21 protein-coding genes are annotated in these 25,713 nt (G+C 71.9%); 13 read left to right on the top strand and 8 right to left on the bottom strand.

What is annotated here, in order from left to right:
* The first annotated feature begins 10 nt into the window (after positions 1-10).
* The 7 genes from argS to P1K89_RS19555 all read left to right on the top strand — a co-directional run bounded on the left by argS (position 11) and on the right by P1K89_RS19555 (position 7,688).
* The gene (gene argS / locus P1K89_RS19585) at positions 11-1,729 is read left to right on the top strand and encodes an arginine--tRNA ligase (RefSeq protein ID WP_284618183.1); all 1,719 of its coding nucleotides are present in this window, start codon (positions 11-13) and stop codon (positions 1,727-1,729) included.
* Positions 1,726-2,415, top strand: a complete 690-nt coding sequence (locus tag P1K89_RS19580; RefSeq protein ID WP_284618182.1) for an SPOR domain-containing protein — start codon at positions 1,726-1,728, stop codon at positions 2,413-2,415. Before argS ends, P1K89_RS19580 begins: the two co-directional genes overlap by 4 nt.
* A 120-nt stretch (positions 2,416-2,535) precedes the next feature.
* Complete coding sequence (locus tag P1K89_RS19575; protein ID WP_284618181.1) at positions 2,536-3,186, top strand: thiol:disulfide interchange protein DsbA/DsbL; 651 nt, start codon at positions 2,536-2,538, stop codon at positions 3,184-3,186.
* A gap of 152 nt (positions 3,187-3,338) precedes the next feature.
* Positions 3,339-3,968 (top strand): lipopolysaccharide transport periplasmic protein LptA, encoded by a 630-nt coding sequence (gene lptA, locus P1K89_RS19570; RefSeq protein WP_284618180.1) that lies wholly within the window; start codon positions 3,339-3,341, stop codon positions 3,966-3,968.
* A complete protein-coding gene (gene lptB / locus P1K89_RS19565) occupies positions 3,965-4,756 on the top strand; it encodes an LPS export ABC transporter ATP-binding protein (protein WP_284618179.1) in 792 nt (263 codons plus the stop codon). Before lptA ends, lptB begins: the two co-directional genes overlap by 4 nt.
* Positions 4,757-4,807: 51 nt before the next feature.
* Positions 4,808-6,352, top strand: a complete 1,545-nt coding sequence (locus P1K89_RS19560) for an RNA polymerase factor sigma-54 (protein ID WP_284618178.1) — start codon at positions 4,808-4,810, stop codon at positions 6,350-6,352.
* An 82-nt stretch (positions 6,353-6,434) separates the two neighbouring features.
* Positions 6,435-7,688, top strand: a complete 1,254-nt coding sequence (locus P1K89_RS19555) for a THUMP domain-containing class I SAM-dependent RNA methyltransferase (protein ID WP_284618177.1) — start codon at positions 6,435-6,437, stop codon at positions 7,686-7,688.
* 50 nt (positions 7,689-7,738) lie between these two features.
* On the opposite strand, the gene P1K89_RS19550 is transcribed toward P1K89_RS19555, so the two are convergent.
* The 5 genes from P1K89_RS19550 to P1K89_RS19530 all read right to left on the bottom strand — a co-directional run bounded on the left by P1K89_RS19550 (position 7,739) and on the right by P1K89_RS19530 (position 12,999).
* A complete protein-coding gene (locus tag P1K89_RS19550) occupies positions 7,739-8,071 on the bottom strand; it encodes a TonB family protein (protein WP_284618176.1) in 333 nt (110 codons plus the stop codon).
* Between the two features lie 29 nt (positions 8,072-8,100).
* On the bottom strand, positions 8,101-9,666 hold the full coding sequence (locus tag P1K89_RS19545; RefSeq protein WP_284618175.1) for a methyl-accepting chemotaxis protein: 1,566 nt from the start codon (positions 9,664-9,666) through the stop codon (positions 8,101-8,103).
* Between the two features lie 159 nt (positions 9,667-9,825).
* Positions 9,826-10,581, bottom strand: coding sequence for a 16S rRNA (uracil(1498)-N(3))-methyltransferase (locus tag P1K89_RS19540; protein ID WP_284618174.1), 756 nt, complete (start codon positions 10,579-10,581; stop codon positions 9,826-9,828).
* 61 nt (positions 10,582-10,642) lie between these two features.
* Positions 10,643-11,281, bottom strand: coding sequence for a hypothetical protein (locus P1K89_RS19535; protein WP_284618173.1), 639 nt, complete (start codon positions 11,279-11,281; stop codon positions 10,643-10,645).
* A gap of 41 nt (positions 11,282-11,322) precedes the next feature.
* Positions 11,323-12,999, bottom strand: a complete 1,677-nt coding sequence (locus P1K89_RS19530) for a long-chain-fatty-acid--CoA ligase (protein ID WP_284618172.1) — start codon at positions 12,997-12,999, stop codon at positions 11,323-11,325.
* Between the two features lie 166 nt (positions 13,000-13,165).
* Between P1K89_RS19530 and P1K89_RS19525 the strand changes: the two genes are divergently transcribed.
* The 4 genes from P1K89_RS19525 to P1K89_RS19510 all read left to right on the top strand — a co-directional run bounded on the left by P1K89_RS19525 (position 13,166) and on the right by P1K89_RS19510 (position 19,905).
* The gene (locus tag P1K89_RS19525; RefSeq protein WP_284618171.1) at positions 13,166-15,394 is read left to right on the top strand and encodes a hypothetical protein; all 2,229 of its coding nucleotides are present in this window, start codon (positions 13,166-13,168) and stop codon (positions 15,392-15,394) included.
* Positions 15,384-18,125 (top strand): AfsR/SARP family transcriptional regulator, encoded by a 2,742-nt coding sequence (locus P1K89_RS19520; protein WP_284618170.1) that lies wholly within the window; start codon positions 15,384-15,386, stop codon positions 18,123-18,125. The genes P1K89_RS19525 and P1K89_RS19520 overlap by 11 nt, the downstream gene beginning before the upstream one ends.
* A 163-nt stretch (positions 18,126-18,288) precedes the next feature.
* Positions 18,289-18,795, top strand: coding sequence for a hypothetical protein (locus P1K89_RS19515; protein ID WP_284618169.1), 507 nt, complete (start codon positions 18,289-18,291; stop codon positions 18,793-18,795).
* A 111-nt stretch (positions 18,796-18,906) separates the two neighbouring features.
* Entirely contained in the window at positions 18,907-19,905 is a 999-nt protein-coding gene (locus P1K89_RS19510; RefSeq protein WP_284618168.1) for a PEP-CTERM sorting domain-containing protein, read from the top strand.
* Positions 19,906-19,929: 24 nt separating this feature from the next.
* On the opposite strand, the gene P1K89_RS19505 is transcribed toward P1K89_RS19510, so the two are convergent.
* A complete protein-coding gene (locus P1K89_RS19505) occupies positions 19,930-21,273 on the bottom strand; it encodes a tetratricopeptide repeat protein (RefSeq protein WP_284618167.1) in 1,344 nt (447 codons plus the stop codon).
* Between the two features lie 133 nt (positions 21,274-21,406).
* Here P1K89_RS19505 and P1K89_RS19500 point away from each other — a divergent pair, with 133 nt between their 5' ends.
* Entirely contained in the window at positions 21,407-21,910 is a 504-nt protein-coding gene (locus P1K89_RS19500) for a hypothetical protein (protein WP_284618166.1), read from the top strand.
* Between the two features lie 20 nt (positions 21,911-21,930).
* On the opposite strand, the gene pntB is transcribed toward P1K89_RS19500, so the two are convergent.
* Both pntB and P1K89_RS19490 read right to left on the bottom strand, forming a co-directional pair.
* Entirely contained in the window at positions 21,931-23,343 is a 1,413-nt protein-coding gene (gene pntB / locus P1K89_RS19495; protein ID WP_284618165.1) for a Re/Si-specific NAD(P)(+) transhydrogenase subunit beta, read from the bottom strand.
* A gap of 10 nt (positions 23,344-23,353) precedes the next feature.
* Positions 23,354-24,979 carry a Re/Si-specific NAD(P)(+) transhydrogenase subunit alpha gene (locus P1K89_RS19490; RefSeq protein WP_284618164.1) on the bottom strand — a complete coding sequence of 542 codons (1,626 nt, stop codon included), beginning with the start codon at positions 24,977-24,979 and terminating at the stop codon, positions 23,354-23,356.
* Between the two features lie 236 nt (positions 24,980-25,215).
* Here P1K89_RS19490 and P1K89_RS19485 point away from each other — a divergent pair, with 236 nt between their 5' ends.
* A complete protein-coding gene (locus P1K89_RS19485; protein WP_284618163.1) occupies positions 25,216-25,707 on the top strand; it encodes an NUDIX hydrolase in 492 nt (163 codons plus the stop codon).
* The last annotated feature ends 6 nt before the right edge of the window (positions 25,708-25,713 follow it).

The raw sequence follows: 25,713 nt of genomic DNA, 5'->3' as shown, positions 1-25,713 counted from the left end.
ATCGCCGCCCATGATCCAAGCCAAGCAGGCGCTGCTGCAGACGCTGCAAGCCACCGTCGCGCAGCTCGCGCCCGACGCCGGTTTCACGCCGGCCTTCGAATCCCCGAAACAGGCCGCCCACGGCGATTTCGCGATCACCGCGGCGATGCAGCTCGCGCGCGGGCTCAAGCGCAATCCGCGCGAGCTGGCGGCCGAGCTGGTCGCCGCGCTGAATGCGCAGCCGGCCTTCCAGCGCTGGGTCGAGGCGCTGGAGATCGCCGGGCCCGGCTTCATCAACCTGAAGCTCAAGCCGGCGGCGCGGCAGGCGGTGGTCGGCGAGGTGCTCGCGGCCGGCGATGCCTTCGGCCGCCAGCAGGCGATCGGCCGCAAGCTGATGGTCGAGTTCGTCTCGGCGAACCCGACCGGGCCGCTGCACATCGGGCACGGCCGCAATGCGGCGCTGGGCGACTCGATCTGCCGCCTGTACGAGGCGCAGGGCTGGCAGGTGCAGCGCGAGTTCTACTACAACGATGCGGGGGTGCAGATCGCCAACCTCGCGCTGTCGGTGCAGGCGCGATTGCAGGGGCACAAGCCCGGTGATGCCGAGTGGCCCGATGCAGCGTACAACGGCGAGTACATCGCCGATATCGCGGCCGACTTCCTGGCGAAGAAGACCGTGCATGCCGACGACCGCGAATTCACCGCGTCGGGCGACATCGGCGACCTCGAAGGCATCCGGCAGTTCGCGGTCGCCTACCTGCGCCACGAGCAGGATCTCGACCTGCGCGCCTTCGGCGTACGCTTCGACCACTACTTCCTCGAATCGAGCCTGTACACCGATCGCAAGGTCGATGCCACCATCGAGCGGCTGAACGCCTCGGGCAAGACCTACGAGCAGGACGGCGCCCTGTGGCTGCGGTCGACCGACTACGGCGATGACAAAGACCGGGTGATGCGCAAGAGCGACGGCACCTACACGTACTTCCTGCCGGACGTCGCGTACCACGTCGACAAGTGGCAACGCGGTTTCGAGAAGGCGATCATCGTGCTGGGGTACGACCACCACGGTTCTCTCGCACGCGTGCGCGCCGGATTGCAGGCGGTCGGCGTCGGCATCCCGCAGGGCTGGCCCGACTACGCGCTGTACAAGATGATCACCGTGATGAAGGGCGGCGAGGAGGTCAAGCTGTCCAAGCGCGCCGGGGGCTACGTCACCTTGCGCGACCTGATCGACTGGACCAGCCGCGACGCGGTGCGTTTCTTCCTCGTCAGCCGCAAGGCCGACACCGAGTTCGTGTTCGACATCGATCTGGCGCTCAAGGCCAACAACGACAACCCGGTGTTCTACGTGCAGTACGCGCATGCACGCATCTGCTCGGTGCTGGCCGAGCACGTCCAGCGCGGCGGCATCTCGGTGGCAGAGGGTGCCGCGCCCGACCTCGCGCTGCTGACGGCGCCGAGTGAGCAGGCGCTGATGCTCAAGCTCGCCGCCTACCCTGACGTGGTGTCCGCTGCCGCGGCCGGCATGGCCCCGCACGACATCGCGTTCTACCTGCGTGACGTGGCCGCGGCCTTCCACAGTTATTACGACGCCGAGCGCTTCCTCGTCGACGACCCCGCGCTGGCCCGCGCCCGCATGGCGCTGCTGGCCGCCACCCGCCAGGTGCTGCGCAACGCGCTCGACCTGCTGGGCGTGAGCGCCCCCGAGGCGATGGCGCGCGAGGCTGCCGCACCGGAGGCCGCGGCATGAAGGCCGACAAGACCGTGAAGACCACGAAGACCGCGAAGCCCGGGCGTTCGTCGCAGCGCGGCGGCTTCGTGATGGGGCTGATCGTCGGCCTGCTGCTCGGGCTGGCGCTGGCGCTGGGCGTCGCGCTGTACATCACCAAGGTGCCGATCCCGTTCGTCAACAAGGTGCCGCAGCGCACCGCCGAACAGGACGCGGCTGAAGCGGCCAAGAACAAGAACTGGGATCCGAACGCACCGCTGGCCGGCAAGAACCCGGCGCGGCCGGCGCCGGCCGTGGCGGCCAGCGGCGTGATCGACGGGGCCTCGGCGCCCGCGCCGGCCCGCACGGCGGCCAGCGCCCCGGCGGCGCCGCCGCCCGCCGCATCGGCCACGGCCGCGAAGTCCGGCCGCGACCCCGCCGCCATCCTCGCCGGCCAGGCGCCGAAGGCGGCCGCGTCGGCCGGCGACGCGGGCTTCAGCTTCTACGTCCAGGCCGGCGCCTATGCGCGGCCCGAGGATGCCGAGCAGCAGCGCGCGAAGCTCGCGATGCTGGGCGTCGGCGCCCGGGTGATGGAACGCGAGCAGGCCGGCCGCACGGTCTACCGCGTGCGTGTCGGGCCGTTCGACGAGCGCCAGGAGGCCGAAGCCGTGCAGAGCCGGCTCGCCGCGGCCAGCGTCGAGGCGAACCTGGTGCGCGTCGACCGCTGAACCGCGCCGTCGGGCCGCTGGTCGGCTGCGGACGGGCCCGCTGCGTTGAGGAACCTCGGGCACTGAACTTCCGGGCCGGCATCCGGTCCGAAGCCCCGGAACACGAAAGGACTGAATCGAATGAAGCGTCGTCAATTCGCCCTCGGGACGGGTATGGCACTGGGCGGCGGCCTGGGATCTCTGGTCGCGCTGCCGGCCTGCGCGCAGGGCGAGCCGGTCGAAGGCAAGGAGTTCACGCGCCTGAACCCGCCCGTCGCGGTGTCGGTGCCGGCCGGCAAGGTCGAGGTGGTCGAGTTCTTCGGCTACTGGTGCCCGCACTGCGCGGCCTTCGAGCCCTCGCTGGACGGCTGGGCGCGCAAGCTGCCGGCCGATGTCGTGTTCCGCCGCATCCCGGTGGCCTTCGGCGCCCCGCACGAGCCCTACCAGAAGCTGTACTTCGCGCTGGAGGCGATGGGCCAGCTCGACGCGATGCACCGCAAGGTGTTCAACGCGATCCACGTCGACCGCATGCGGCTCGACAAGGACGCCGAGCTGCAGAAGCTGGCGCAGGCCAATGGGGTCGACTTCACGAAGCTGAAGGACACCATGAACAGCTTCTCGGTTGCCACCAAGTGCAACCAGGCCAAGAAGGCCGCCAGCGAGTACAAGATCGACGGTGTGCCGACGATGGGCGTGCAGGGCCGCTTCATGACCTCGGTCGGCCAGGCCGGCAGCCACGAAGGTGCGCTGCGCGTGATGGACGGGCTGATCCAGAAGGCCCGCAAGGGCTGACACGGGGCCCGGTCCCGGGCCCTGATCCGGGCCGCCGATCCCGGGCCGCGCGAGCGGCGTCTTTCACGACGTTCGCGCAGGAATTCCCACCCGGCATGCGCTACGCGGCGCAGGCTTGCGTCTAGAATGGCCTGCAAGTTTTGTGCCGCGAGATGACGCCCCCACGCCCCGCCCGATCCCCTGCCGCGTGCTGCACTGCAGCAGCGCTGGTTGCCGCCATCGGCGCGGCGCAGGCCGAGAAGACCGACCGCAGCAAGCCGATGACGCTGGAATCGGACAAGCCCTGCGTCGTCAACCTGGTCAAGAACACCAGCAGCTGCAGCGGCAACGTCGTCATCACCCAAGGCACGCTGCTGATCCGGGCCGACCGCGTCGAGCTGCGCGAGACGCCGGACGGCTACCAGGTGGCCAGCGCCGTCGGCGTCGACGGCAAGCCGGCGCAATACCGGCAGAAGCGCGACGGCGTCGACGAGTTCGTCGAAGGCGCGGCCCAGCGCATCGATTACGACAGCCGCGCCAATACGCTGCGCTTCGAAGGCCAGGCCACCGCGCGTCGCCTTCGCGGCACGGTGACCGCCGACGAGATCCACGGCAGCTCGATCCTCTGGGACAACACCGCCGAGCAGTTCAGCGTGCAGGGCGGCGCGGCCACGAACGACAACCCCAGCGGCCGCGTGCGCGCGGTGATCGCGCCGCGCGACCCGGCGGCCTCGGCGCCGCCGGCCCGCGCCGCCAGCGCCGCTCCGCTGCGCAGCACACCCACGCTCGGGGAGCGGCGTTGAACGCCCCCGGCCCGGCGGCGCATGCCGCTGCCGCACGCGTGTGGCCGGCCAGCCGGCTCGAGGTGACCGGCCTGCAGAAGACCTACGGCTCGCGCAAGGTCGTCAAGGAAGTGCACCTGGCGGTCGCCGGCGGCGAGGTCGTCGGCCTGCTCGGCCCCAACGGCGCCGGCAAGACGACCACCTTCTACATGGTCGTCGGCCTGGTGCGCGCCGATGCCGGCGCGATCCACATCGACGGCGTCGCGGTGCACGGCAAGCCCATCCACCAGCGCGCGCGCATGGGGCTGTCGTACCTGCCGCAGGAAGCGTCGATCTTCCGCAAGCTCAACGTCGCCGAGAACATCCGCGCGGTGCTCGAGCTGCAGCACGGCCCCGACGGCCGGCCGCTGAAGCCGAAGGACATCGACGCGCAGCTCGAGCAGCTGCTGCACGACCTGTCGATCGAGAAGCTGCGCGACTCGCCGGCGCCGGCGCTGTCCGGCGGCGAGCGCCGGCGCGTCGAGATCGCCCGGGCGCTGGCGACGCAGCCGCGCTTCATCCTGCTCGACGAGCCTTTCGCCGGCGTCGACCCGATCGCGGTGATCGAGATCCAGCGCATCATCGGCTTCCTGAAGAGCCGCGGCATCGGCGTGCTGATCACCGACCACAACGTGCGCGAGATGCTGGGCATCTGCGACCGTGCGTACATCATCAGCGAGGGCCGCGTGCTGGCCGAAGGCACGCCGTCCGAGATCGTCGAGAACCCGGACGTGCGCCGCGTGTACCTCGGCGAGCATTTCCGCATGTGAGCGGGGACCGGGCGATCCGATGAAGCCGTCCCTGCAGGCGCGCCAGCCATCATGAAGCCGTCCCTTCAGGTACGGCTGTCGCAGCACCTGGCGCTGACGCCGCAGCTGCAGCAGTCGATCCGCCTGCTGCAGTTGTCGACGCTGGAGCTGCACCAGGAAATCGAGCAGATGCTCGAGCAGAACCCCTTCCTCGAGGTCGAGGGCGACCAGTCGCCGATGGAGTTCGGCCTCGAGCGCGTCAGCGCGCCCGAACGTGCCGCCGACAGCGCGATCGACCGTCCGGGCGACCGCGACGACGCCGCGACCGATGCCGGCGGCGGCACCGACGAGCCCGCGGGCGTCGACTCGGCCGAATTCGGCGTCGCCGAGCGCGAGGACTGGGACAACGGCACCGAGGCCGACGACTTCGACGGCATCCGCGAGCTGCCCTCGTCCAATTCGGGCAGCGGCAGCGGAGGCGACGAGGATTTCGAGCCGATCGAATCGGCCGATGCCGGCCCCTCGCTGCAGGACCACCTGCGCCGCCAGCTGCTGGGCATGCGCCTGTCGCCCGAGGACTTCGCGGCGGTGAGCATCCTGATCGAGTCGCTCGACGACGACGGCTACCTCGCCGACCCGCTCGAGGAGATCGCGATGCGCCTCGCCGGCGAGGGCGACGAGTTCGCCGAAGCCCGCGAGGAGCTGCTCGACCGCCTGCGCTGTGCGCTGAAGTGGCTGCAGAGCCTGGAGCCGGCGGGCGTCGGCGCGTCGAACCTGGGCGAATGCCTGGTGCTGCAGCTGCGCCAGCAGCCGCGCTGCGAAGCGCAGGCGGTGGCCATCATCATCTGCAAGCAGCACCTCGAGCTGCTCGCCCGGCGCGACGCGAAGAAGCTGATGTCCGCCACCGGCGCCGACGAAACCCTGCTGCGCGCGGCGCAGGCGCTGATCGTCGCCTGCGAACCGAAGCCGGGCCGGCCGTTCACGCGGGCCGAGGCCAACATCGTCGTGCCCGACGTCATCGTCAGCAAGTCCGGCCGCGGCTGGAAGGTGCAGCTGAACCCCGACGTGATGCCCAAGCTGCGCATCAACGACCTCTACGCCCAGGCCATCCGCGGCCAGCGCAACGGCTCGGGCGCCGGCCTGTCGGCGCGGCTGCAGGAAGCGCGCTGGTTCATGAAGAACATCCTGCAGCGCTTCGACACCATCCTGCGTGTCAGCCAGGCCATCGTCGAGCGGCAGAAGGCCTTCTTCACGCATGGCGAGATCGCGATGAAGCCGCTGGTGCTGCGCGAGATCGCGGACGAGCTCGGGCTGCATGAGTCCACCATCTCGCGCGTGACCACCGCCAAGTACATGAACACGCCCTACGGCACCTTCGAGCTGAAGTATTTCTTCGGCTCGTCGCTGAACACCGAGGCCGGCGGCAATGCGTCGAGCACCGCGGTGCGGGCGCTGATCAAGCAGCTGGTGAGCGCCGAGAACCCGTCCAAGCCGCTGTCGGACAACCAGCTCTCGGACATGCTGGCCGAGCAGGGCATCCAGGTCGCGCGGCGCACGGTCGCGAAGTACCGCGAGGCGCTGAAGATCGCGCCGGCCAACCTGCGCAAGGCGCTGTGAATGCAACAAGGCCCCCACGTCGCTTCGCTCCTGCCCCCCGAGGGGGCGCTAGCCGCCTTGGGGCGGCCCGGCGGCGGCTGACGTGAAGATCGCCCTGTTCCTGCCCTGCGCCGCAGGCGTCGAGGCGCTGCTGGCCGCCGAGTGCGCCGAGGTTCTAGGCGCCGATGCACGCGTGCAGCCGGGCCGTGGCGGCGTCACCGTCTACGGCGACGCGCTCGCCGCGATGAAGCTGAACCTGCACAGCCGGCTCGCGCAGCGCGTGTTGTGGCCGCTGGTGCACGGGCCCTACCAGAGCGAGCACGACCTCTACGCGCTGGCCGGCCAGGTGCGCTGGGGCGACTGGATCACGCCGCGCCTGAGCTTCCGCATCGACACCACCGCGCAGCGCTCGCCGCTGCAGAGCCTGAACTTCGCGACCCTGCGGGTGAAGGACGCGCTGTGCGACCGCGTGCGCGAGGCCACCGGCGAACGCCCGAACGTCGACACCCGCTTCCCGGACCTGTCGCTGGCGCTGCACCTGAACGCCACGCACGCCACGCTGTACGCCGACACCTCCGGCGAGGCGCTGTTCAAGCGCGGCTGGCGCGAAGCGAAGGGCGAGGCGCCGTTGAAGGAAACGCTGGCCGCCGCGATGCTGGCCGCCGCCGGCTGGCGCGGGGCGCCCGAGGACGGTCCGCTGTTCGATCCCTGCTGCGGCGCCGGCACCATCGCGATCGAGGCCGCGCAGATCGCTTGCGGCATCGCGCCCGGCCTGCAGCGCCGTTTCGGATTCGAGAAGCTGCTGCCGTTCCGCACGCACCAGGCGGCGTGGCAGCAGATGAAGGCCGATGCACGCGCGCAGCAGCATGCGCCGGCCGTGCCGATCTTCGCCGGCGATGTGTCGTTCCGCATGACCGACTTCGCAACCCGCAACGCGGAGCGCGCGGGCGTCGCGAAGGCCATCGAGTTCAAGACCGCCGATGCGCTGCAGCGCACGCCGCCGGCCGAAGCCGGCACGCTGATGCTGAACCCGCCGTACGGGGAGCGCATAGATCCCAAAGGACGCGGCAGCCGCGACAGCCGCGAGGCCTTCGAAGGCGGTGGCACGGCGGGCGACTTCTTCCGCGAGCTCGCCGCGCACTGGAAGCGCCACTACGCCGGCTGGACCGCCTGGGTGCTGAGCCCCGACATGAAGCTGCCGCAGGCGCTGCGCCTGAAGGAAAGCCAGCGCGTGCCGATGTGGAACGGGCCGATCGAATGCCGGCTGTTCCGCTTCGACCTGGTCGCTGGTTCGGCGCGCGCGCCGCGGACCGTCGACGCAGGCGGCGAGGGCGCCGCGGACCGCACGGCGGGCTGACGTTCAAAAGGTGCGGCAGCATGCCGCACCCGCAGCCGCGCCCGCCGGCGTCACTCCTGCGCGAACACCAGCTTGATCTCGACGCTGTCGGCCTTGCCGGTGGCCTCGAACTTCCACTTCGACAGCGCGCTGACGGCCGATTCGTTGAAGACGCGCGCCTTGGCCGGCAGCGCCTCGACGATCTGCACGTCGGTGACCGCGCCCGTGCCGTCGATCGACAGCTTGGCCTTCAGCACGCCGTCGGTGACCTTCTTGCGCACCGCCTCTTCCGGGAACTCCGGCGGCACCTTCTTGATGACCTTGGGCTCGGCGAGGGCGGGGCCCGACAGGGCGAACAGCAGCGCTGCGGCGACGCCGCACAGGGACTTCAGGACGGGGGTCATCTTGCGGACTCCTGGAAAGAAGGAACGGATCAGGCGTGCTCGAGCTGGGCGGCCGGCAGGCGGAAGAACTCGACCGTCGACACCAGGCGCTGGGCATGGGTCTTCAGCGACTCGGTGGTCGCCGACAGCTCCTCGACCAGCGCGGCGTTCTGCTGCGTCGACTGGTCGAGATCGGTGACGCTCTGGTTGATCGAGCCGATGCCGGTTTCCTGCTGCTGGCTGGCCAGCGACACTTCCTCGATCAGCTGGCGCACGCCGACGACCTCGGTGACGATGCCCTTGATGCGCTGGCCGACCTCCGACACGGTGGCCGTGCCCTGCTCGACCTTGCTGGCCGAGTCGTCGATCAGGCCCTTGATCTCCTTGGCGGCGGCGGCCGCGCGCGCGGCCAGCGAGCGCACCTCGCCGGCGACCACCGCGAAGCCGCGGCCATGCTCGCCGGCGCGGGCCGATTCCACAGCCGCGTTCAGCGCCAGGATGTTGGTCTGGAACGCGATGCCGTCGATCACCGAGATGATGTCGCGGATGCGGTGGCTCGACTCGGCGATGCGCGTCATCGTGCCGACCAGGCCCTCGACCGTCTCGCCGCCCTCGATGACCGCGCTGCGCGCCTTCGCGGCGACCTCGGCGGCCTGGCGCGACTTCTGGCTCGAGCCGGCGACGGTCGCCGAGATCTCTTCCATCGCCGACGCGGTCTGCTGCAGGTTGGTCGACGCCCGTTCGGTGCGCGACGACAGGTCGGCATTGCCGTGGGCGATCTCGTCGGACGAGGTCGACACGTCGCGCGCGGCGCGGTGCACGTCCTCGATCACGCGCGTCAGGTGGTGCTGCATCTCGCCGATGGCGCCCAGCAGCGTGCCGATCTCGTCGCTCGACGCGGCCTGCACGCGGTGCGCGAGGTCGCCGTCGCGGATCGCACGCGCCGCGGCGATGGCCGACTGCAGCGGCACGGTGATCGAACGTGCGATCAGCACCGCCGCGACCACCGCCAGTGCGACCGCGATGCCGCCCAGCACCAGCAGCGCGAGCGAGCTGGTCTCGGCCAGGCGCTGGCCGTCGACCGCACGCGCGGCGGCGAGCTTCTGCACCGCGGCGTTCAACGCGGCGAGCGACTTCTCGTAGGCCGCCTGCACCGGGCGCAGCTCGACCAGCAGCGCGCGACGTGCATCGTCGGGGTTGCCTTCGAGCGTGGTCAGGTAGGCGGTGGTCGCCTTGGTGAAGTCCTCCTTGCCGGACTTCACCGCGGCGATCAGCGCCTGCAGCTCGGCATCGCCGCCGAGTGCGACGAGCTTGTTGAAACGCTCCTCGCTGTCGGCGAAGGACTTCGTGATCAGCTCGCGCTGGCGCTTCAGGCCGCCGGCGGTCTCCAGCAGCAGCAGCTCGCGGCTGGCGCGGGCGATCAAGCCGGCATTGCGGTCCAGCGCGTTGGCCAGGTCGACCCGCGTCAGGTCCTGGCTCGCGGTGGCTTCGAGGTCCGCGGCCAGGCGGCGCGCATTCCAGGCACTGAACGCACAGATGGCGGTCAGCAGGACGATCAGGGCTGCAAAGGCAATACCCAGCCGGGTTCCGATCCGGAACTTGCTCAACCAAGTCATGGCACTTCTCCTCAGCGCTCCCACGCTTTTGATTCGCAACAAGGTGTAGGGCAGTATCGACACCGGGTTCCCGGGCTTAAGGGCCCAAGAAGCCGGGTTTAACCGCCCTTCTTCGCGGGAGCGACGCGGGGTGTGAAGTGCTTGGTGGTTACCGACAGGTTACGCGGCGCCGCCCGGCGACGAGGCCGCCTCGAGCGCAGCGATCACCGCCAGCGCCGCCAGCGGCGCGGTGTCGGCGCGCAGCACGCGGCTGCCCAGCGACACCGGTGCAAAACCGCGCGAACGCGCGAGCGCGAGCTCGCCCTCGCTCAAACCGCCTTCGGGGCCGCTGAGGAACAGCGCATCCGTGCCGCCGCGGCGGGCGGCGGCGATCGGCCGCGCATCGTCGTCCAGGCTCAGCAGCAGGCGCTGCGTGGCTGCGTCGCCGGCCTCGAGCGAAGCCATCCACTCGCGCAGCGGCAGCGGGGCGTGGACCGGCGGCACGCGGTTGCGGCCACACTGCTCGCACGCGGCAATCACGATGGCCTGCCAGTGCGCGGCCTTCTTCTCGGCGCGCTCGCCGGCCACGCGCAGCACCGAACGTTCGCACACCAGCGGCTGGATCGCCGCGGCGCCGAGCTCGGTGGCCTTCTCGACCAGCGTGTCCATGCGCTCGTTGGCCGGCATGCCCAGCGCCAGCACCACGCGCATCGGCAGCTCGCGCTCGACGGGCATCGCTTCGATCGCGCGCACGCGCACGTCCTTGCGTCCGATCGCGAGCACCTCGGCGCGCCATTCGCCGCCGCGGCCGTCGAACAGCGTCAGCTCGGCGCCCGGCTGCAGCCGCAGCACCTGGACATGGCGTGTCGCGTTGGGCGGCAGATCGGCCTCGTGGCCGGCGGCGAGCTCGACCGGAGCGTGCAGGCGAGGAGTCATCGGCCGCAGTGTGCCAAAGCGCCACGGCGGCGCACCCGCGCGCCGCGGCCGGGGCGACGGTTCAGGCGGCGCCGGCGCGGCGGGCCGCCAGGCCGCGGCAGAAGGCATCGGCCGCGACCAGGCCCTTCTCCTTGCGCACGATCTCGACGAAGCGGCGTGCCAGCGTGCGCAGCTCCTCGACACCGTTGCACTTCTCGATGTCGAGCACGAAGCGGTAGCCGCTCATCAGGCCGAGCAGCGGACGCGCCTTGCCGGTCATCTCGTCGTACAGATCGCGGTAGGTCGAGGCCTCGAGCAGCGCGTCGAAGGAGGCGCCGGTCGACGAGACGACCGTCAGGGCCTCGATCGCCGGCAGCGGGGGAGGCGCGGGCGGGGGCGGCGGCGCCGAGAGGTCGCGCATGTCGACCGGCTCGGCCGCGGCGGGCACCGACACCGGTGCGACGGCCGGCGCCGGCGCGGCGGCGACCACCGGCGGCGCCTTCGGCGGCGGCGGCACGACCGGTTCGATGTAGCCGCGGTCGACGAGATGCTGCAGGGTGTCCGCGCTGCTGCCGGCCACGAGGCCCAGCCAGTCGTCGCCGCTCTTGCTGCCGTCGATGATCAGCAGCAGCGTGCGCGCGACCCGGGGCAGGTCGGGCGCGCGCTCCTTCAGCGCGGCGCGGCCGCCGTCGGTCTTCACGTAGCGCGGAGAGGGGGTCATGCCGGTGGTCTAGCGTCGGGCGCGTGGCCCGGAACGGGACGTCAACGTCGTGCGTCGCGCAGTTCGCGGCGCAGGATCTTGCCTACCGGTGTTTTCGGCAGCTCGGTCCGGAACTCAATGACCTTGGGACGCTTGTAGCCCGTGAGATTTGCCTCGCAGAAGGCGCGCACGTCGGCCTCGGTCAGCGCGCCGTCCTTCTTCACCAGCACCACCTTCACCGCCTCGCCGGCCTTCTCGTCGGGCACGCCGACGGCGGCGCATTCGAGCACGCCGGGCATCTGGCTCAGCACGTCCTCGATCTCGTTCGGGTAGACGTTGAAGCCCGACACCAGGATCATGTCCTTCTTGCGGTCGACGATGCGGAAGTAGCCGCGTTCGTCGACGACACCGATGTCGCCGGTGCGGAAGAAGCCGTCGGCCGTCATCACCTTCGCGGTTTCGTCCGGGCGCTGCCAGTAGCCGGCCATCACCTGCGGGCCCTTGATCGCGATCTCGCCCGGTGTGCCGGGCGCCACCTCGTTGCCGTCGTCGTCGAGCAGCTTCAGCTCGGTCGACGGCAGCGGCAGGCCGATGGTGCCGCTGTACGCGGTGGTGTCGACCGGGTTGCAGGTGGCCGACGGGCTGGTCTCGGACAGGCCGTAGCCCTCGCAGATCGGGCAGCCGGTCTTCTCGAGCCACAGGCGCGCGGTGCCCTGCGTCACCGCCATGCCGCCGCCGACCGAGATCTTCAGGTGGCTCCAGTCGACCTTGTCGAAGTCGGGATGGTTGGCCAGCGCGCCGAACAGCGTATTGACCGCCGGGAAGCTGTGGAAGGGCTGGTCGGCCAGCTCCTTCAGCACCGCGGGGATGTCGCGCGGGTTCGGGATCAGGAGGTTGCAGCCGCCGATGCGCAGCGACAGCATCATGTTCGCGGTGAAGCCGAAGATGTGGTACAGCGGCAGCGCGCAGACGGTGACGGTCTGCTGCCCCGATGGCACCTTCTTCAAGGCCGGCTGGTACCAGGCTTCGGACTGCAGCACGTTGGCCACCAGGTTGCGATGCAGCAGCACCGCGCCCTTGCTGACGCCGGTGGTGCCGCCGGTGTACTGCAGCACGGCGATGTCGTCCGGGCCGACGGTGGGCGGCGTGTAGCGCAGGCGCCGGCCCTTTGCCACCGCGTCGTTGAAGCGCACGGCGCCGGGCAGCGAGAAGGCGGGCACCATCTTCTTGACGCGACGCACGACGTGGTTGACCAGCGCGCCCTTCAGGAAGCCGAGCATGTCGCCCATCGCGGCGAGCAGCACCTTCTTCGTCGGCACCGCGTCGATCACCTGCTGCAGCACCGAGGCGAAGTTCTCGATGATGACGATGGCCTTGGCGCCGGAGTCCTTCAGCTGGTGCTCCAGCTCGCGCGGGGTGTACAGCGGGTTGACGTTCACCACCACGAACCCGGCGCGCAGGATGGCCGCTACCGCGATCGGGTATTGCGGGATGTTGGGCATCATCACCGCGACGCGGTCACCGCGCTCGAGCCCGATGCCCTGCAGGTAGGCGGCCAGCGCGCGTGAGGCCTCGTCGACCTCGCCGAAGCTGACCGAGCGCCCCATGAACTTGTAGGCCGGCAGGTCGCGGTGCTTGCGCAGGCTCTCGTCGACCAACGCCACCAGGGAGGGGTAGACGTCGGTCTTCACCTCGGCCGGCACGCCCGCGGGGTACTGCTTCAGCCAGATCTTCTCCATCTCGGTCGCTCGCCATCCCAAAAAAATTCGGCCCCGGATTCTGACCGAGCGGGCCTGGACGATTGATCAGGGCATTCGATAGCGGCGCGGGTTATCCCCAGGCGCACGGGCCGGGCCTCGCAGTTCAATGGGTTCGCCGACGGCGAAGGCGAGCGAGGAGCGGTGCATGCGTGAGGGGCAGATCTTTCGACGGATTCGGTGCGTCCTGTTCGCCTGCGGGCTGCTGCTGCTGGCGGCGCTGGCCGGCCAGGCTGCGCCCGCGGGCTTCAGCGCCTGGGCCGAGGCTTCGGGCCCGCGGCATCGCACCACGCTGGCGCTGCACTTGCAGGCCGGCACGGCCGATGTCGGACGCAGCGGCCAGCTGTACGTCGCCGCGTTGCTGCCGGACGGACGCTGGCTGGGCTTCACGGCGGCCGGCTGGGTGCCCGTCACTGGGGCTGCGTTCCCGGCGTACCAGCAGGTCACGCTGGGCACGCACACCGTCGCGCTGCTGCAGCTGGCCGACCTTCGGGCCTACGACGGCACGCAGCTGTTCGCGGGCTACGGCAGCTCGGTCGACGACCTGCTCGCGCGCCAGGCCTACGCGCGCGTCCACACCGTCGGCGGCGCGCTGGCCGGCGCGGCCGAAGCCGGCGATTTCGTCAGCTTCTCGATCAACGTGCAGGACTTCAGCTACCCCGAGATGAGCGCGGCCACGGTCCAGCGCATCGTCGACCTGCACGAGCAGTACCGGCTGCCGGTCGACATCTACCTCAGCGACACGATGCTGGACCTCTACCAGCGCGACTTCCCGGCGCTGATGGGCCGCCTGACGGGATCGCCGTACGTCGGCCTGAGCTACCACATCCGGCCGCCGAAGCCCTACTACCTGAACTACGACTGGGCGGGGCTCGCCGCGCTGCCGCAGGCCGAGCAGGTGTCGCGCATCAAGGCCTACGAGTCCGCGGTGGTCGACCTGGCGACCGGCCAGCCCACCAGCCGCGCCGGCGGCTACAGCCAGCTGGTGACGCTGCCGAACGCCCGGCCGGCGATCACCGCGGCGCTGCAGGTCGACGAACCCCTGCTGGACGCGGCGGCCACCGCGTTCCGCGAGCTCGGCGCCACCTGGTCGCTGGCGCATGGGCTCGGGTCGCTCAACTTGGGTGATAGAGCGCGCGGCCTGCACCTGCGGCCAGAGCACTACGACTTGAAGCTCTTCGAGCTGACGGGCCAGGCCGCGTCGACGGTGATCGACGCCGCGTTCGCCAGCGCCCACGACGCCGCCGGCGCGCGCGCGCCGTTCTTCGTCGGGGCGAAGATGCACGACAACGACTTCTTCGCGCAGAAGTCGGCCTGGAACGTGGTCTACGTCGATGGAGGCAAGCGTTCGCCATGGGACCCGGCGGCGAAGTCGCCCTTGAAGTCGGCGGCCGAGCAGGCCGCGCAGTGGGCGATCTACGAGGGCGCGCTGCAGTACGTGCACGCCAACCTGCAGCGCCTGGGCGTCGCCGGCGCGGCCGGCATGGCGCAGCTGCGCGGCAGCGCGGCGGCGCTGGGCGGGCCGCTGCTGCACGTCTCGGGCACCATGCACATCGAATCCGTGCCGACCAACTGGCCGAACGTCGATGCGCTGATCGCCTTCTTCCAGCGCGCCGTGCAGGCCGGTCGCGTCGGCGCGCAGGCCACGGGCATGAAGTGGTCGATCGGCGCCGACATCGACTGGCTGCTCGGCGAGGCGCGCGCCGGCGAGGTGATCGCCGCGCTGCGTCCGCTCGGCGTCGAGTTCGACGTGCATTCGCACAGCGCGGCCGATCGCGCACGCTGCGCCGAGCGCATCGCGGCGCTCGGCGGCGTCGCGACCAGCGTCGCCTCCGGCCTGCAGACGAACGAGATCGATGGCCTGCGCAGCGCTCAGGTCAGCGGCGGCACGCGCTGGCAGGCCGAGACGCTGTGGGGCATCGTGCAGGCGATCGGCCACGGCAGCGGCAGCGACGACACCGCCGCCGGGCTGTGGCGCCCACGCTCGTCGGCCGACTGGAAGGCGCACGATCCGCAGGCCAACCTCGTGGCGGTCGGCAACGGCGGCCGCACGCTCGCCACGGCCGAGGCGCTGGCCAACCAGCTCGCGGGGCTGGAGAACGGGGGCACGCTGGTGCAGCCGGTCTACAGCAGCACCATCAACGTCGCGCCGAAGACGCTGACGGTCGTCGGCACCAGCGACGGCATCGCGCAGATCGAGGCCTGGGCGGCGCGCGTCGGCCTGATCGCCGGCGTGCGCTGGAGCACCATCGCCGGCACGGCGTCGGCCTTCCGCGAGGCGGGGGCGCTGCCCAGCCGCATCAACCCGCAGACCGCCGCGGCGCCGGCACGCGCCGCGGCCGGCGCGCGCTCGCGCGACGGGGCCCGTGGCCGCTGAGGCACCGTGGCAGCTGCGGCTGCTGGGCGATCTGCAGCTCGTCGGGACGGCCGGCCCGCTGCGCCTGCCCGGCCGGGCGGCCGGCGCCCTGCTGGCGCGGCTGGCGAGCGCGCCGGACCGGGCCTTCGCGCGCGAGGAGCTGATCGAACTGCTGTGGCCCGGCGTCGGCATCGACGTCGGCCGCAACCGGCTGCGCCAGGTGCTGTCGACGCTGAAGAGCCTGCTCGAGCCGCCCGGTGCGCCAGCGGTGCTGCAGGCCGATCGCACCCACCTGCGCCTGGTCGCCGGTGCGCTCGACTGCGACGTGCCGGCCTTCGAGGCGGCGTGGCGCGCGCGCCGCGTCGATGCGGCGCGCGCGCTGTACCGCGGCGAGCTGCTGCCCGGCTTCTACGACGAGTGGATCGTCGACGAGCGGCAGCGCCTGGCCGCGCTGGCGGACCGCCTCGGTGAGCCGGCCGCCGCGGGGTCCGCGTCGCTGCCGGCGTCGCCACCGCAGCGGGCGCCGGTGCACGCGCCGGTGCACACCCCGGTCGCCCCCTCGGCGCCCGCCGCACGCTGGTCGGCGCCGGCGCTGCCACGCTACCTGACGCGGCTGCACGGCATCGAGCCGATGGTGCACCGGCTGTCGCAGACCGTGCGCCGGCAGCGCCTGGTCACCGTGACGGGCCCCGGTGGCCATGGCAAGACGCGGCTTGCGGTGGAGCTCGCGCGCCGTTTCGCCGACGCGGCCGAGCCGCCGTTCGACACCATCGCCTTCGTGCCGCTGGTCGACTGCCGCCGCGGCGACGCGCTGTTCGATGCGGTGCTGGCCGCCCTGCGCCACGAGGGTCGCGCCGGCACGCCGCTGCAGCAGCTGGGCGCGCTGCTCGGCGAGCGCCGCGTGCTGCTGGTGATGGACAACCTGGAGCAGCTGGCCGACGACGGCGCGCCGCTCATCGCCGAATGGCTCGAGCGCCTGCCGGGGCTGCATGTGCTGGCCACGTCGCGCCGGCTGCTGGCGCTCGACGGCGAAGCGGCCTTCGTGCTGCCGCCGTTGCCGCTGCCGCCCGCGCTCGATGACGGCGACGACGAGGCGCTGGCCTCGAACCCGGCGGTGGCGCTGTTCATCGACCGGGCCCGCGCCGCGCGCGGCGACTTCCACCTGAGCCGCCGCAACCGCGACGCGGTGCGGGCGCTGGTGCGCCGCCTGGAGGGCATGCCGCTCGCGATCGAGCTGGCCGCCGCACGCGTGCGCAGCCTCGCGCCGGCGCAGCTGCTGGCGCTGCTGGAGCAGGCGGCCGACGCCCCCTCCGTTCAGGCGCTGGCGCTGCTGGCGCGCGCCGGGCCGCGCAGCGGCCACGATCCGCGCCATGCGTCGATGCTGGCGGTCGTGCAATGGAGCTGGCAGCTGCTGTCGGCGCCCGCGCGTGCGCTGCTGGGCGCGCTGGCGGTGTTCGCCGAGGGCTTCGCGGCGCCGGCGGCGCAGGCGATCGCCGGTGAGGCGTCGCCGGTCGACACCGCGCTGGCCCTGGACGAGCTGGTCGCCCATTCGATGCTGCGCCTGGACGCTGACAATGACCGCTATCACCTGCCCGAGCCGGTGCGCGCCTTTGCCGCCGGTGGCCACGACGCCGCCACGTGGGCGGCGCTGCGCGCGCGGCACCGGCGGTGGGTCGTCGCCTGGGCGAGCGCACTGCCCGCCGACGCGCCGCTGCGCACGCTGCGCGCCGAGCTCGCCAACCTCGCCGCGGCCATCGCCAGCGCGCGCGACGATGATGCGCCGGACGATGCCGCGGCGCTGGCGGCCGCGCTGCAGGGCGCCGCGCTGACCGACCTGTCGCTGCCCTCGGCGGCGCTGCGCGCGCTGGCCGACAGCACGGCGGCGATGCGGCTTGCCGACGACCGGTCGACGACGCGGGCCTTCGTCGCGCGGGCGCTGCTGCGCGCGGGCGATCCCGCGGGTGCGACCGCGCTGGCCGACGCGGCGCTGGCCGAACTGCCGGCCGCGGGCCTGCCGCGCGCGCGGGTGCTGGCGCGCCTGGCGCACCTGCGCTGGCGCATGCGCCGCGATCCGGCCGTGCTCGGCTGGCTCGACGAGGCACAGGCGCTGGCCGAAGCCGCCGGCGCGCAGTCGCTGCTGGCCAGCCTGCTGGCCACGCGCGGCGCCGTGATGCGACCGCGCGACCGCGCCGCGGCGATCTCGCTGCAGCGCGGCGCGCTCGCCTTGTGGCAGCAGGCCGGCGACCGCCACGGCACCAACACCGGCCGCGCCAACCTGGCGATCGCGCTGGCCGAATCGCGCGACGGCTGCGACGAGGCGCTGGCACTGCTCGATGAGGTGATCGCCGATGCCCGCGACAGCGGCGACGGGGCGCAGCATGCACATGCCAGCAATGCGCGCGGCGAGGCGCTGCTGCGGCTGCGCCGCTGGCAGGACGCGGCCGATGCCTACCGCGACTGCGTGCGCGTGGCCTTCGCGCTGCCCGAGCCCTTGCTGCTGGCCTACGGCCTGTGGAACCTGCCGCGTGCGCTGGTCCGCCTGCGGCAGCCGCTGCCGGCGGCGCGGCTGATGGGCTTCGCCGAGCGCTTCGCGCCGCTGCACTGCGGCCCGCTCGGACGCGCCGACCGGCGCGACCTCCTGCGCCTGCGGCGCCTGTGCGCACGACAGGTCGATGCCGCGACGCTCGCCCGGGCCTGGCGGGACGGCGCCGCCTGCGCGCTGGCCGATGCAGTGCGAGACGCGCTGGGTTGAGGCGGTCCGGCCGCCCGCCCGCGCACCCCGCCCCCGCACACCCGCTTGCACGTCAACGCTGGGCGTCGGCCGCAGCGCGCCGGCAATCTGGGCGCTAACGATCGCCTAACGGCCGGTCGCGACAGTGCGGCGGCCCGATGCCCGCCGCCCGGAAAGGACCGCCATGACGCCCACCCCGCTGCCTGCCCCCGGTGTCCACGAGGGCGGCGTCGCCCGCCCGGGCGGCGGTGCCGCCGCGGGCGAGTCCGCCGGAGGAGAAGCGGCCCGCTGGTCGCCCGAGCAGTCGTTCAGCACGCAGTTCTGCTTCGCCTTCGAGCGGCCGCCGCATGCGCCGGTCGTCGCGGTGGCCGCCGACCTGCGCTCGGCCGCGCGCATCGCCGGCACCTACACCGTCAGCTACAACGCAGCCAGCGGCCTGCTGGTGCTGTCGGGCATCTTGAATGTCGACGGCGCAACCTACTTCGTCGACGACCAGCTGACGATCGACCAGGCGTCCAGCGCCGAGGGTTACGTCAGCGCCGACGATGGCGCCGATGGCGGCGCTGGCCGCCCGTCCGAGCGCCGCCTGACGGCCTGGTCGGTGGCGGGGCTGCCGGAGCAGAACGGCTCGTTGAAGCTGCTGGCAGGCCTCGCGGTCATGGCCCACCTGGGGCTGCGGCGCAACGGCTGATCCCCCGTTCGCGGGGCTTCCGGGCGCTCGCGACGGGCCGTGCCGCTAGCGATTGCCTAACGCGCGGCGACCACAGTGCAGCCCACCCCTTCCACCCCTCAGGAGCCGACGATGGACCGCCCCTTCCCGAACCCGCACCCGCTGCTGCGGGCCACCACCCGCGGCACGCTGGCCCTGCTGGCCGCCATGGCGGTCGGTGCCGCGCAGGCGACGTTGCTGGTCGAAGCCCGTTCGGTGTCGATCGCGCAATCCGGGCCGCAGCCCGATGGCTCGACCGCCCATGCGCGCAATGGGGCGCTGGTGCCCGGCGGCAATGTCACCGGGCCGAACGGCAGCAGCAGCGCGGGCGCCACGATGACGGCGGCCTTCGCGGACACGACGCAGATCTCCGGCGCGGTGCTGACGACGTCCTACGCGGCGGCCGACCTCGCCACCGGCAGCCTGCACGTCTACGCCGAGGCGGGCGCTGCCGGGCCCAGCCTCGGCTTCGGCTTCGCGCGCTGGATCGACACGATCACCTTCAACAACACGACCGGCAGCGTGCTGGAGCTGGAGTTCTTCTGGGAGACGCTGGGCAACGTCACCGACCAGAACGGGCCGGCGTTCGGCAGCCAGAACATCACCAGCTCGATCGTGCTGGGTCAGAACAGCCAGAACTTCTCGTCGATCTCGCTGCAGCACCTGAACCCGGGCGTGCTCGGCGGCGCGCAGTTCAACTACGGCACCTTCGGCGGCCCGGGCGGCAGCTACTTCACCTTCCAGCCGGCGGGCAACAACGACGCAGGTGCCTGGCACACGCAGTTCACCGGTCTGGCGAGCGGGCTGCTGTCGGCGACGCTGCTGGTGCCGCCGGGGCTGGCCTCGATCGACATCGATGCGAGCCTGAACGTCGACTGTCGCACCGGCGCCATCTGCGATTTCGGCCACACCTCGAGCTTCCGCTTCGGCGACCTGCCCGACGGCCTGAGCTGGACCTCGGGTTCGGGCGTATTCCTCAGCGACATCGGCGGCCCCGGCACGGTGCCGGAGCCGGGCTCACTGCTGCTGCTGGCGACGGCGCTGATCGGGCTGGCGTCGGCCGGCCGCGGGTCGGGTGCCCGGCGGTCCTGACGGCGACCGCGCCATCGATCTTCGTCAGGCCCCCAGCACCCGCGCCTGCAGCGCCAGGAAACGTGCGTCGCCGGCCACGCCGTCGAAGCACGGGTCCACGGGCAGGCACACCGCGTTCGGGTCGCGCTCGTCGACCGCGCGCGCCAGCAGCGTCAGCGCGGCGTCCGGCTCGTCCAGCCGCATCGCCACCATCGCCAGCTGGTACGGCGAGACGTAGTGGCCCGCCCAGCGCGACTGCAGCTCGTTCACCGCGGCGCGGGCTTCGTCGTGCCGCCCGAGCAGGGCCAGCGCCTGCGCGATGCCGGCCGGGCCGATGCTCATGCGCGGATGCAGCTGCTGCACGCGCTGGTAGCGCTGCAAGGCCGACGCGGCATTGCCCTGCAGCAGGTCGACGTTGGCCAGCAGGGCCAGCGCGAGCAGGTTGTCCGCGCTCATGTCGAGCAGCGCATGCAGCGCCGCGGCCGCGCTGTCCCAGTCGCGCCGGTACAGGTGCAGCAGGGCCTCGTGCGCGCGCAGGCCCAGGTGCAGCGGGTCGAGCCGCCGGGCATGCACGAGCTCGGACTCGGCCGCCTCGAACTGGCGCCGCAGCATCAGGCCGAACGCATGCGCGTGGCGCACGTACGGCGACTGCGGCGCGCGCGCGAGCGCACGCGCGAACAGCGCCTCGGCGGCCGGCCAGTCGAAGCGGAACCGGTGCTCGAGCTGGGCGCACAGCACCAGCGCATCGGCATGCCCGGGATCGCGGCGCAGCGCCTCGTGCACGGCCGCCAGCGCATGGTCGACGCCGGGCCGCGGCGGCTCGATGTTGGTGGCCACCAGCTGCATCCAGGCCCTGGCGACGCCCGCATGCGGGGCGGCCTGCGTCGGATCGGCGGCGACCGCCGCCTCGAAGCGCTCGAGCGCCTTGCGGTGACCGGTCTCGTGGCCCTGGCGCAGGAAGTACTGGCCGCGCTCGACCAGCTCGGCCGCCAACGCCTGGGCGCTGTCCTGCGGCAGTCGCTGGCGCACGAACTGCGGCTGGTAGCTGCCTCGCGGCAGCTCGATGCGCAGCTCGGCGGTGCGGCCCTCGTTGTCGTAGTGGCGCTGCAGCCGCTGCCGCAGGCGGCGGGCCTCGACACGCACGATGCTGTCCTGTGCCGGGTCGAAGCTGGCGGCCGGGCGCTGGAACACCTCGATGCCCAGCATGGTCTCCTTCAGTCGCGCCAGGTCGCCGGCGAGGCTGTGCTCCACCAGGTGGCGCAGCAGGCGCTGGTGCGCGCTGGCCGCGGCGAATGCGGGCGAGGCCAGCACCTCGGCCAGCTCCGCGCGCACCAGCGCGGTCGGCGGGTCGTCGGCGGGCGCTGCGGGGTCGGCTGGCGAGCGTGACATGGCGGGCAGGTCCGAGTGTGCGATGCATGTCACCTCGGCGTCACCCCCAGTCGCTTGGTGCACGCGGTCGCGTCGCCGAAGATGGTTGCGTGCCCGGATGTTCCGCTGCAACGAGCCCCGAAAGGACACCCACATGAACCCGACCACCCTGCAAGCCACCATCGCTGCCAGCCCTGCCGCCGGCGCCTGGATGCCGTCCTGGACTGCCGACGCATCGGCCGACGACGGCGTGAGCTGCTGGGCGCCGGAGCAGTCCTTCAGCACGCAGTTCTGCTTCGCCTTCGAGCGGCCGCAGGACGCGCCGGCCGAGGGCAGCGCCGCCGACCTGCGCTCGGCCACGCGCATCGACGGCACCTACACCGTCGGCTACAACGCGGCCAGCGGCCTGCTGTCGCTGTCGGGCACGCTGCATGTCGACGGCGCGACCTACTTCGTCGACGACCAGCTGACGATCGACCAGGCCGCGAGCTACGACGCCTACCTGAGCGCGGGCGCAACCGACCGGCGCACGGCCCCGGCGGACGGGCGCCGCCTGACCGCCTGGTCCATCAGCGGCATGCCGGAACGCGGCGGCTCGTTGAAGCTGCTGGCCGGGCTCGCGGTGATGGCGCACCTGGGGCTGCGGCGGCACGACTGACGTCGCGTCGCGACCGCGCGTCAGGCCTTCAGCGCCACCAGCACCTCGTCGAGCATCTTCTTCGCGTCGCCGAAGAGCATGCGGTTGTTCTCCTTGTAGAACAACGGGTTGTCGACGCCGGCATAACCGGACGCCATGCTGCGCTTCATGACGATGGAGGTCTTGGCCTTCCACACCTCGAGCACCGGCATGCCGGCGATCGGGCTGGTCGGGTCGTCCTGAGCGGCCGGGTTCACGATGTCGTTGGCGCCGATGACCATCGCGACGTGCGTGTCGGGGAAGTCGTCGTTGAGCTCGTCCATCTCCATCACGATGTCGTAGGGCACCTTGGCCTCGGCCAGCAGCACGTTCATGTGGCCGGGCATGCGGCCGGCCACCGGGTGGATGCCGAAGCGGATGTTGACGCCCTTCTCGCGCAGGTGCTTGGTGATCTCGTAGACCGTGTGCTGGGCCTGCGCCACCGCCATGCCGTAGCCCGGCACGATGATCACGCTCTTGGCCTCCTTGAGCAGCTCGGCGGTTTCGGCCGCGCTCACCGGCACCACTTCGCCGGCCGGCTGCGCCGGGCCGCCTGCTGGCGCCGGCGTGCCGCCGGCGGTGCCGAAGCCGCCGGCGATGACGCTGATGAAGTTGCGGTTCATCGCCCGACACATGATGTACGACAGGATCGCGCCCGAGGACCCCACCAGCGCGCCGACCACGATCAGCAGGTCGTTGGACAGCATGAAGCCGGTCGCCGCCGCCGCCCAGCCGGAGTAGCTGTTGAGCATCGACACCACCACCGGCATGTCGGCGCCGCCGATGGCCATCACCATGTGCACGCCGAACAGCAGCGCGATGACGGTCATCACGATCAGCGGCGTCATGCCCGCCTGGATGTCCGGCGCGGCGATGAAGCGGCCGCCGAACCAGATCACCACCAGCAGCCCGGCCAGGTTGAGCCAGTGGCGCGCCGGCAGCAGCAGCGGCTTGCCGCCGATGCGGCCGTTGAGCTTGCCGAAGGCGATCAGCGAGCCCGAGAACGTGACCGCGCCGATCAGCACGCCGATGTAGATCTCGAGCTCGTGGATGGTCTTCTCGGCGCCGGTGAGCGGGTGCGAGGTGTCGATGTAGGAAGCAAATCCCACCAGGCACGCGGCGAGGCCGACGAGGCTGTGCATCAGCGCCACCAGCTCCGGCATCTGGGTCATCTTGACGACCCTCGCCGCGTAGAGGCCGATCGCGCCGCCAGCGACCATCGCGCCGACGATCCACGGGATGCCGGCCGCCGTGACGCGCGGGCCGAACACGGTGGCGAGCACGGCGATGGCCATGCCGATGACGCCGTACAGGTTGCCGCGGCGAGAGGTCTCGGGGTTCGACAGCCCGCCCAGGCTGAGGATGAAGAGGATGATGGCGGCGATGTAGGCCGCAGTGGCCAGGCTCGGGGACATCTGCGTTCTCCTACTTGCGGAACATCGACAGCATGCGCTGCGTCACGGCGAAGCCGCCGAACATGTTCACCGCCGTCAGCGCGATGGCGACGACGGCCATCCAGCGTATCCAGCTGCCGGGCGCCGCTCCGCCGGCCAGCGGCGGCGCGATCTGCACCAGCGCGCCGATGGCGATGATGCTGGAGATGGCATTGGTCACGCTCATCAGCGGCGTGTGCAGCGCGGGCGTCACGTTCCACACCACCATGTAGCCGACGAAGCAAGCCAGCACGAAGACGGTGAAGTGCCCCAGGAACGCGGCCGGCGCGTAGGCGCCGACGAACCAGAAACACACGGCGGCGACGGCGAACATGATGGCCAGCGTGCGGCCGGCCATCGGCTCGCTGGGCGCACCGTGGCCGTGCGCCTTCTTCGCCGGCGCTGCCGCGGCGGCGGCCGGCTTGGCCACGGGCGTGGCCGCCGGCTTGGGCGGGGGTGGCGGCCAGGTGATGCTGCCCTCCTTGATGACCGTCAGGCCGCGGATGGCGTCGTCGTCCATCGCGACGTCGATGGTGCCGTCCTTGCTCTTGCACAGCTCCTCGGTGAGGCGGAAGAGGTTGGTCGCATACAGCGTGGAGGACTGCTTGGCCAGCCGGCTCACGAGGTCGGTGTAGCCGACGATGGTGACGCCGTGGCGGACCACGGCCTGGCCCGGCTCGGTGAGCTCGCAGTTGCCGCCCTGCTCGGCCGCCATGTCGACGATCACGCTGCCGGGCTTCATGCTCTTCACCATCTCGGCGGTGATCAGCCGGGGCGCCGGCTTGCCGGGGATCAACGCGGTCGTGATGATGATGTCCACCTCGCGCGCCTGCTGGGCGTACATCGCGCGCTGCGCGGCCTGGAAGCCCTCGCTCATCACCTTGGCGTAGCCGCCGCCGCCCGAGCCTTCTTCCTCGTAGTCGACCTTGACGAACTCGCCGCCCAGCGACACCACCTGGTCGGCCACCTCGGCGCGGGTGTCGTTGGCGCGCACGATGGCGCCCAGGCCGACGGCGGTGCCGATGGCGGCCAGCCCCGCCACCCCGGCGCCGGCGATGAACACCTTGGCCGGCGGCACCTTGCCCGCGGCCGTGATCTGCCCGTTGAAGAAGCGGCCAAAGGCATTGGCGGCCTCGATGACCGCGCGATAGCCGGCGACACCCGCCTGCGAGGTCAGCGCGTCCATCTTCTGCGCGCGCGACAGCGTGCGCGGCAGCGAATCGATCGCCAGCACGGTGGCCTTCTTCGCCGCCAGCTGCTGCATCAGCTCGGGGTTCTGGGCCGGCCAGACGAAGCCGATCAAGGTGCCGCCTTCGCGCATCAGGCCGACTTCTTCCGCGCTCGGCGGGCGCACCTTGAAGACGATGTCCGCGCCCGCCCAGAGGTCGGCGGCGCTGTCGACGATGCGCGCGCCGGCGGCGCGGTAGCTGTCGTCGTCGCAGTTCGCGGCGTCGCCGGCACCGCTTTGCACCGCGACCGAGAAGCCGAGCTTGATCAGCTTCTCGACCACTTCCGGCACGGTCGCGACGCGTTTCTCGCCGGCCGCCGTTTCCTTGGGGACACCGATCAGCAGCGGCTGCGTGGCCGTCTTGGACTCGATTGGAACGCTTGTCGACATGGTGCAGACCTCCTCGTCGCAGGGACGGCCATTGGAACATCACGCGGCGGCCAGGCCGGTGTCGTGCGCGCGACACGGCCGCGCGGGCCGAAGCCGCGGCAGCTTACCCAAGCCCGATGCGCGGCCCCTGCCGCCTCGGGGACGTTCTACGATCGGGTGATGGTCTGCCCCCTGCTCACGTCGTTCGCTCCCCCCGAGGGGGGCTCAGCGCCCTTCGGGCGGCCGGGCGGGCGCTGATGTCAGCGCGTTGGAAACCCAGTGTCACGGTCGCCGCGGTGATCGCCGAGGGTGATCGCTTCCTGCTCGTCGAGGAGCACACCGCCGAGGGGCTGCGGCTGAACAACCCGGCCGGCCACCTCGACCCCGGCGAGACGCCCCTGGAAGGCGTGGTGCGCGAGGCGCTGGAGGAGACCGCCCGCAGCTTCGTGCCCGAGGCGCTGCTCGGCGTGTACCTCGCGCGCTTCCATCGTCCGGCCACCGGCGAGGACGTCACCTACCTGCGTTTCGGATTCAGCGGCACCGTCGGCGAGCCGATCCCCGGTCGTGCGCTCGACCACGGCATCGTGCGCACGCTGTGGCTTACCGTCGATCAGATCCGCGCGCGCCAGGCCGAGCTCCGCAGCCCGCTGGTCCTGCGCTGCATCGACGACCACCTGGCCGGCCGGCGCTTCCCGCTCGACCTGGTGCACGCCGATCCGTCGCTGCATCACCCCATGCGGTTCGGCTGATCGTCC

Source organism: Aquabacterium humicola, from assembly GCF_030167915.1.
Taxonomy (GTDB): Bacteria; Pseudomonadota; Gammaproteobacteria; order Burkholderiales; family Burkholderiaceae_C; genus Pseudaquabacterium; species Pseudaquabacterium humicola.
The sequence above is the reverse complement of the archived record's forward strand: the minus strand, read 5'-3'. Positions and strand labels throughout refer to the sequence as shown.

Excerpts from the sequence above, each read along its gene's own strand:
- argS (WP_284618183.1), top strand. The coding sequence starts at position 11 with ATGATCCAAGCCAAGCAGGCGCTGCTGCAGACGCTGCAAGCCACCGTC.
- P1K89_RS19580 (WP_284618182.1), top strand. The coding sequence starts at position 1,726 with ATGAAGGCCGACAAGACCGTGAAGACCACGAAGACCGCGAAGCCCGGG.
- P1K89_RS19575 (WP_284618181.1), top strand. The coding sequence starts at position 2,536 with ATGAAGCGTCGTCAATTCGCCCTCGGGACGGGTATGGCACTGGGCGGC.
- lptA (WP_284618180.1), top strand. The coding sequence starts at position 3,339 with ATGACGCCCCCACGCCCCGCCCGATCCCCTGCCGCGTGCTGCACTGCA.
- P1K89_RS19560 (WP_284618178.1), top strand. The coding sequence starts at position 4,808 with ATGAAGCCGTCCCTTCAGGTACGGCTGTCGCAGCACCTGGCGCTGACG.
- P1K89_RS19550 (WP_284618176.1), bottom strand. The coding sequence starts at position 8,071 with ATGACCCCCGTCCTGAAGTCCCTGTGCGGCGTCGCCGCAGCGCTGCTG.
- P1K89_RS19545 (WP_284618175.1), bottom strand. The coding sequence starts at position 9,666 with ATGACTTGGTTGAGCAAGTTCCGGATCGGAACCCGGCTGGGTATTGCC.
- P1K89_RS19540 (WP_284618174.1), bottom strand. The coding sequence starts at position 10,581 with ATGACTCCTCGCCTGCACGCTCCGGTCGAGCTCGCCGCCGGCCACGAG.
- P1K89_RS19535 (WP_284618173.1), bottom strand. The coding sequence starts at position 11,281 with ATGACCCCCTCTCCGCGCTACGTGAAGACCGACGGCGGCCGCGCCGCG.
- P1K89_RS19530 (WP_284618172.1), bottom strand. The coding sequence starts at position 12,999 with ATGGAGAAGATCTGGCTGAAGCAGTACCCCGCGGGCGTGCCGGCCGAG.
- P1K89_RS19525 (WP_284618171.1), top strand. The coding sequence starts at position 13,166 with ATGCGTGAGGGGCAGATCTTTCGACGGATTCGGTGCGTCCTGTTCGCC.
- P1K89_RS19515 (WP_284618169.1), top strand. The coding sequence starts at position 18,289 with ATGACGCCCACCCCGCTGCCTGCCCCCGGTGTCCACGAGGGCGGCGTC.
- P1K89_RS19510 (WP_284618168.1), top strand. The coding sequence starts at position 18,907 with ATGGACCGCCCCTTCCCGAACCCGCACCCGCTGCTGCGGGCCACCACC.
- P1K89_RS19505 (WP_284618167.1), bottom strand. The coding sequence starts at position 21,273 with ATGTCACGCTCGCCAGCCGACCCCGCAGCGCCCGCCGACGACCCGCCG.
- P1K89_RS19500 (WP_284618166.1), top strand. The coding sequence starts at position 21,407 with ATGAACCCGACCACCCTGCAAGCCACCATCGCTGCCAGCCCTGCCGCC.
- pntB (WP_284618165.1), bottom strand. The coding sequence starts at position 23,343 with ATGTCCCCGAGCCTGGCCACTGCGGCCTACATCGCCGCCATCATCCTC.
- P1K89_RS19490 (WP_284618164.1), bottom strand. The coding sequence starts at position 24,979 with ATGTCGACAAGCGTTCCAATCGAGTCCAAGACGGCCACGCAGCCGCTG.
- P1K89_RS19485 (WP_284618163.1), top strand. The coding sequence starts at position 25,216 with ATGTCAGCGCGTTGGAAACCCAGTGTCACGGTCGCCGCGGTGATCGCC.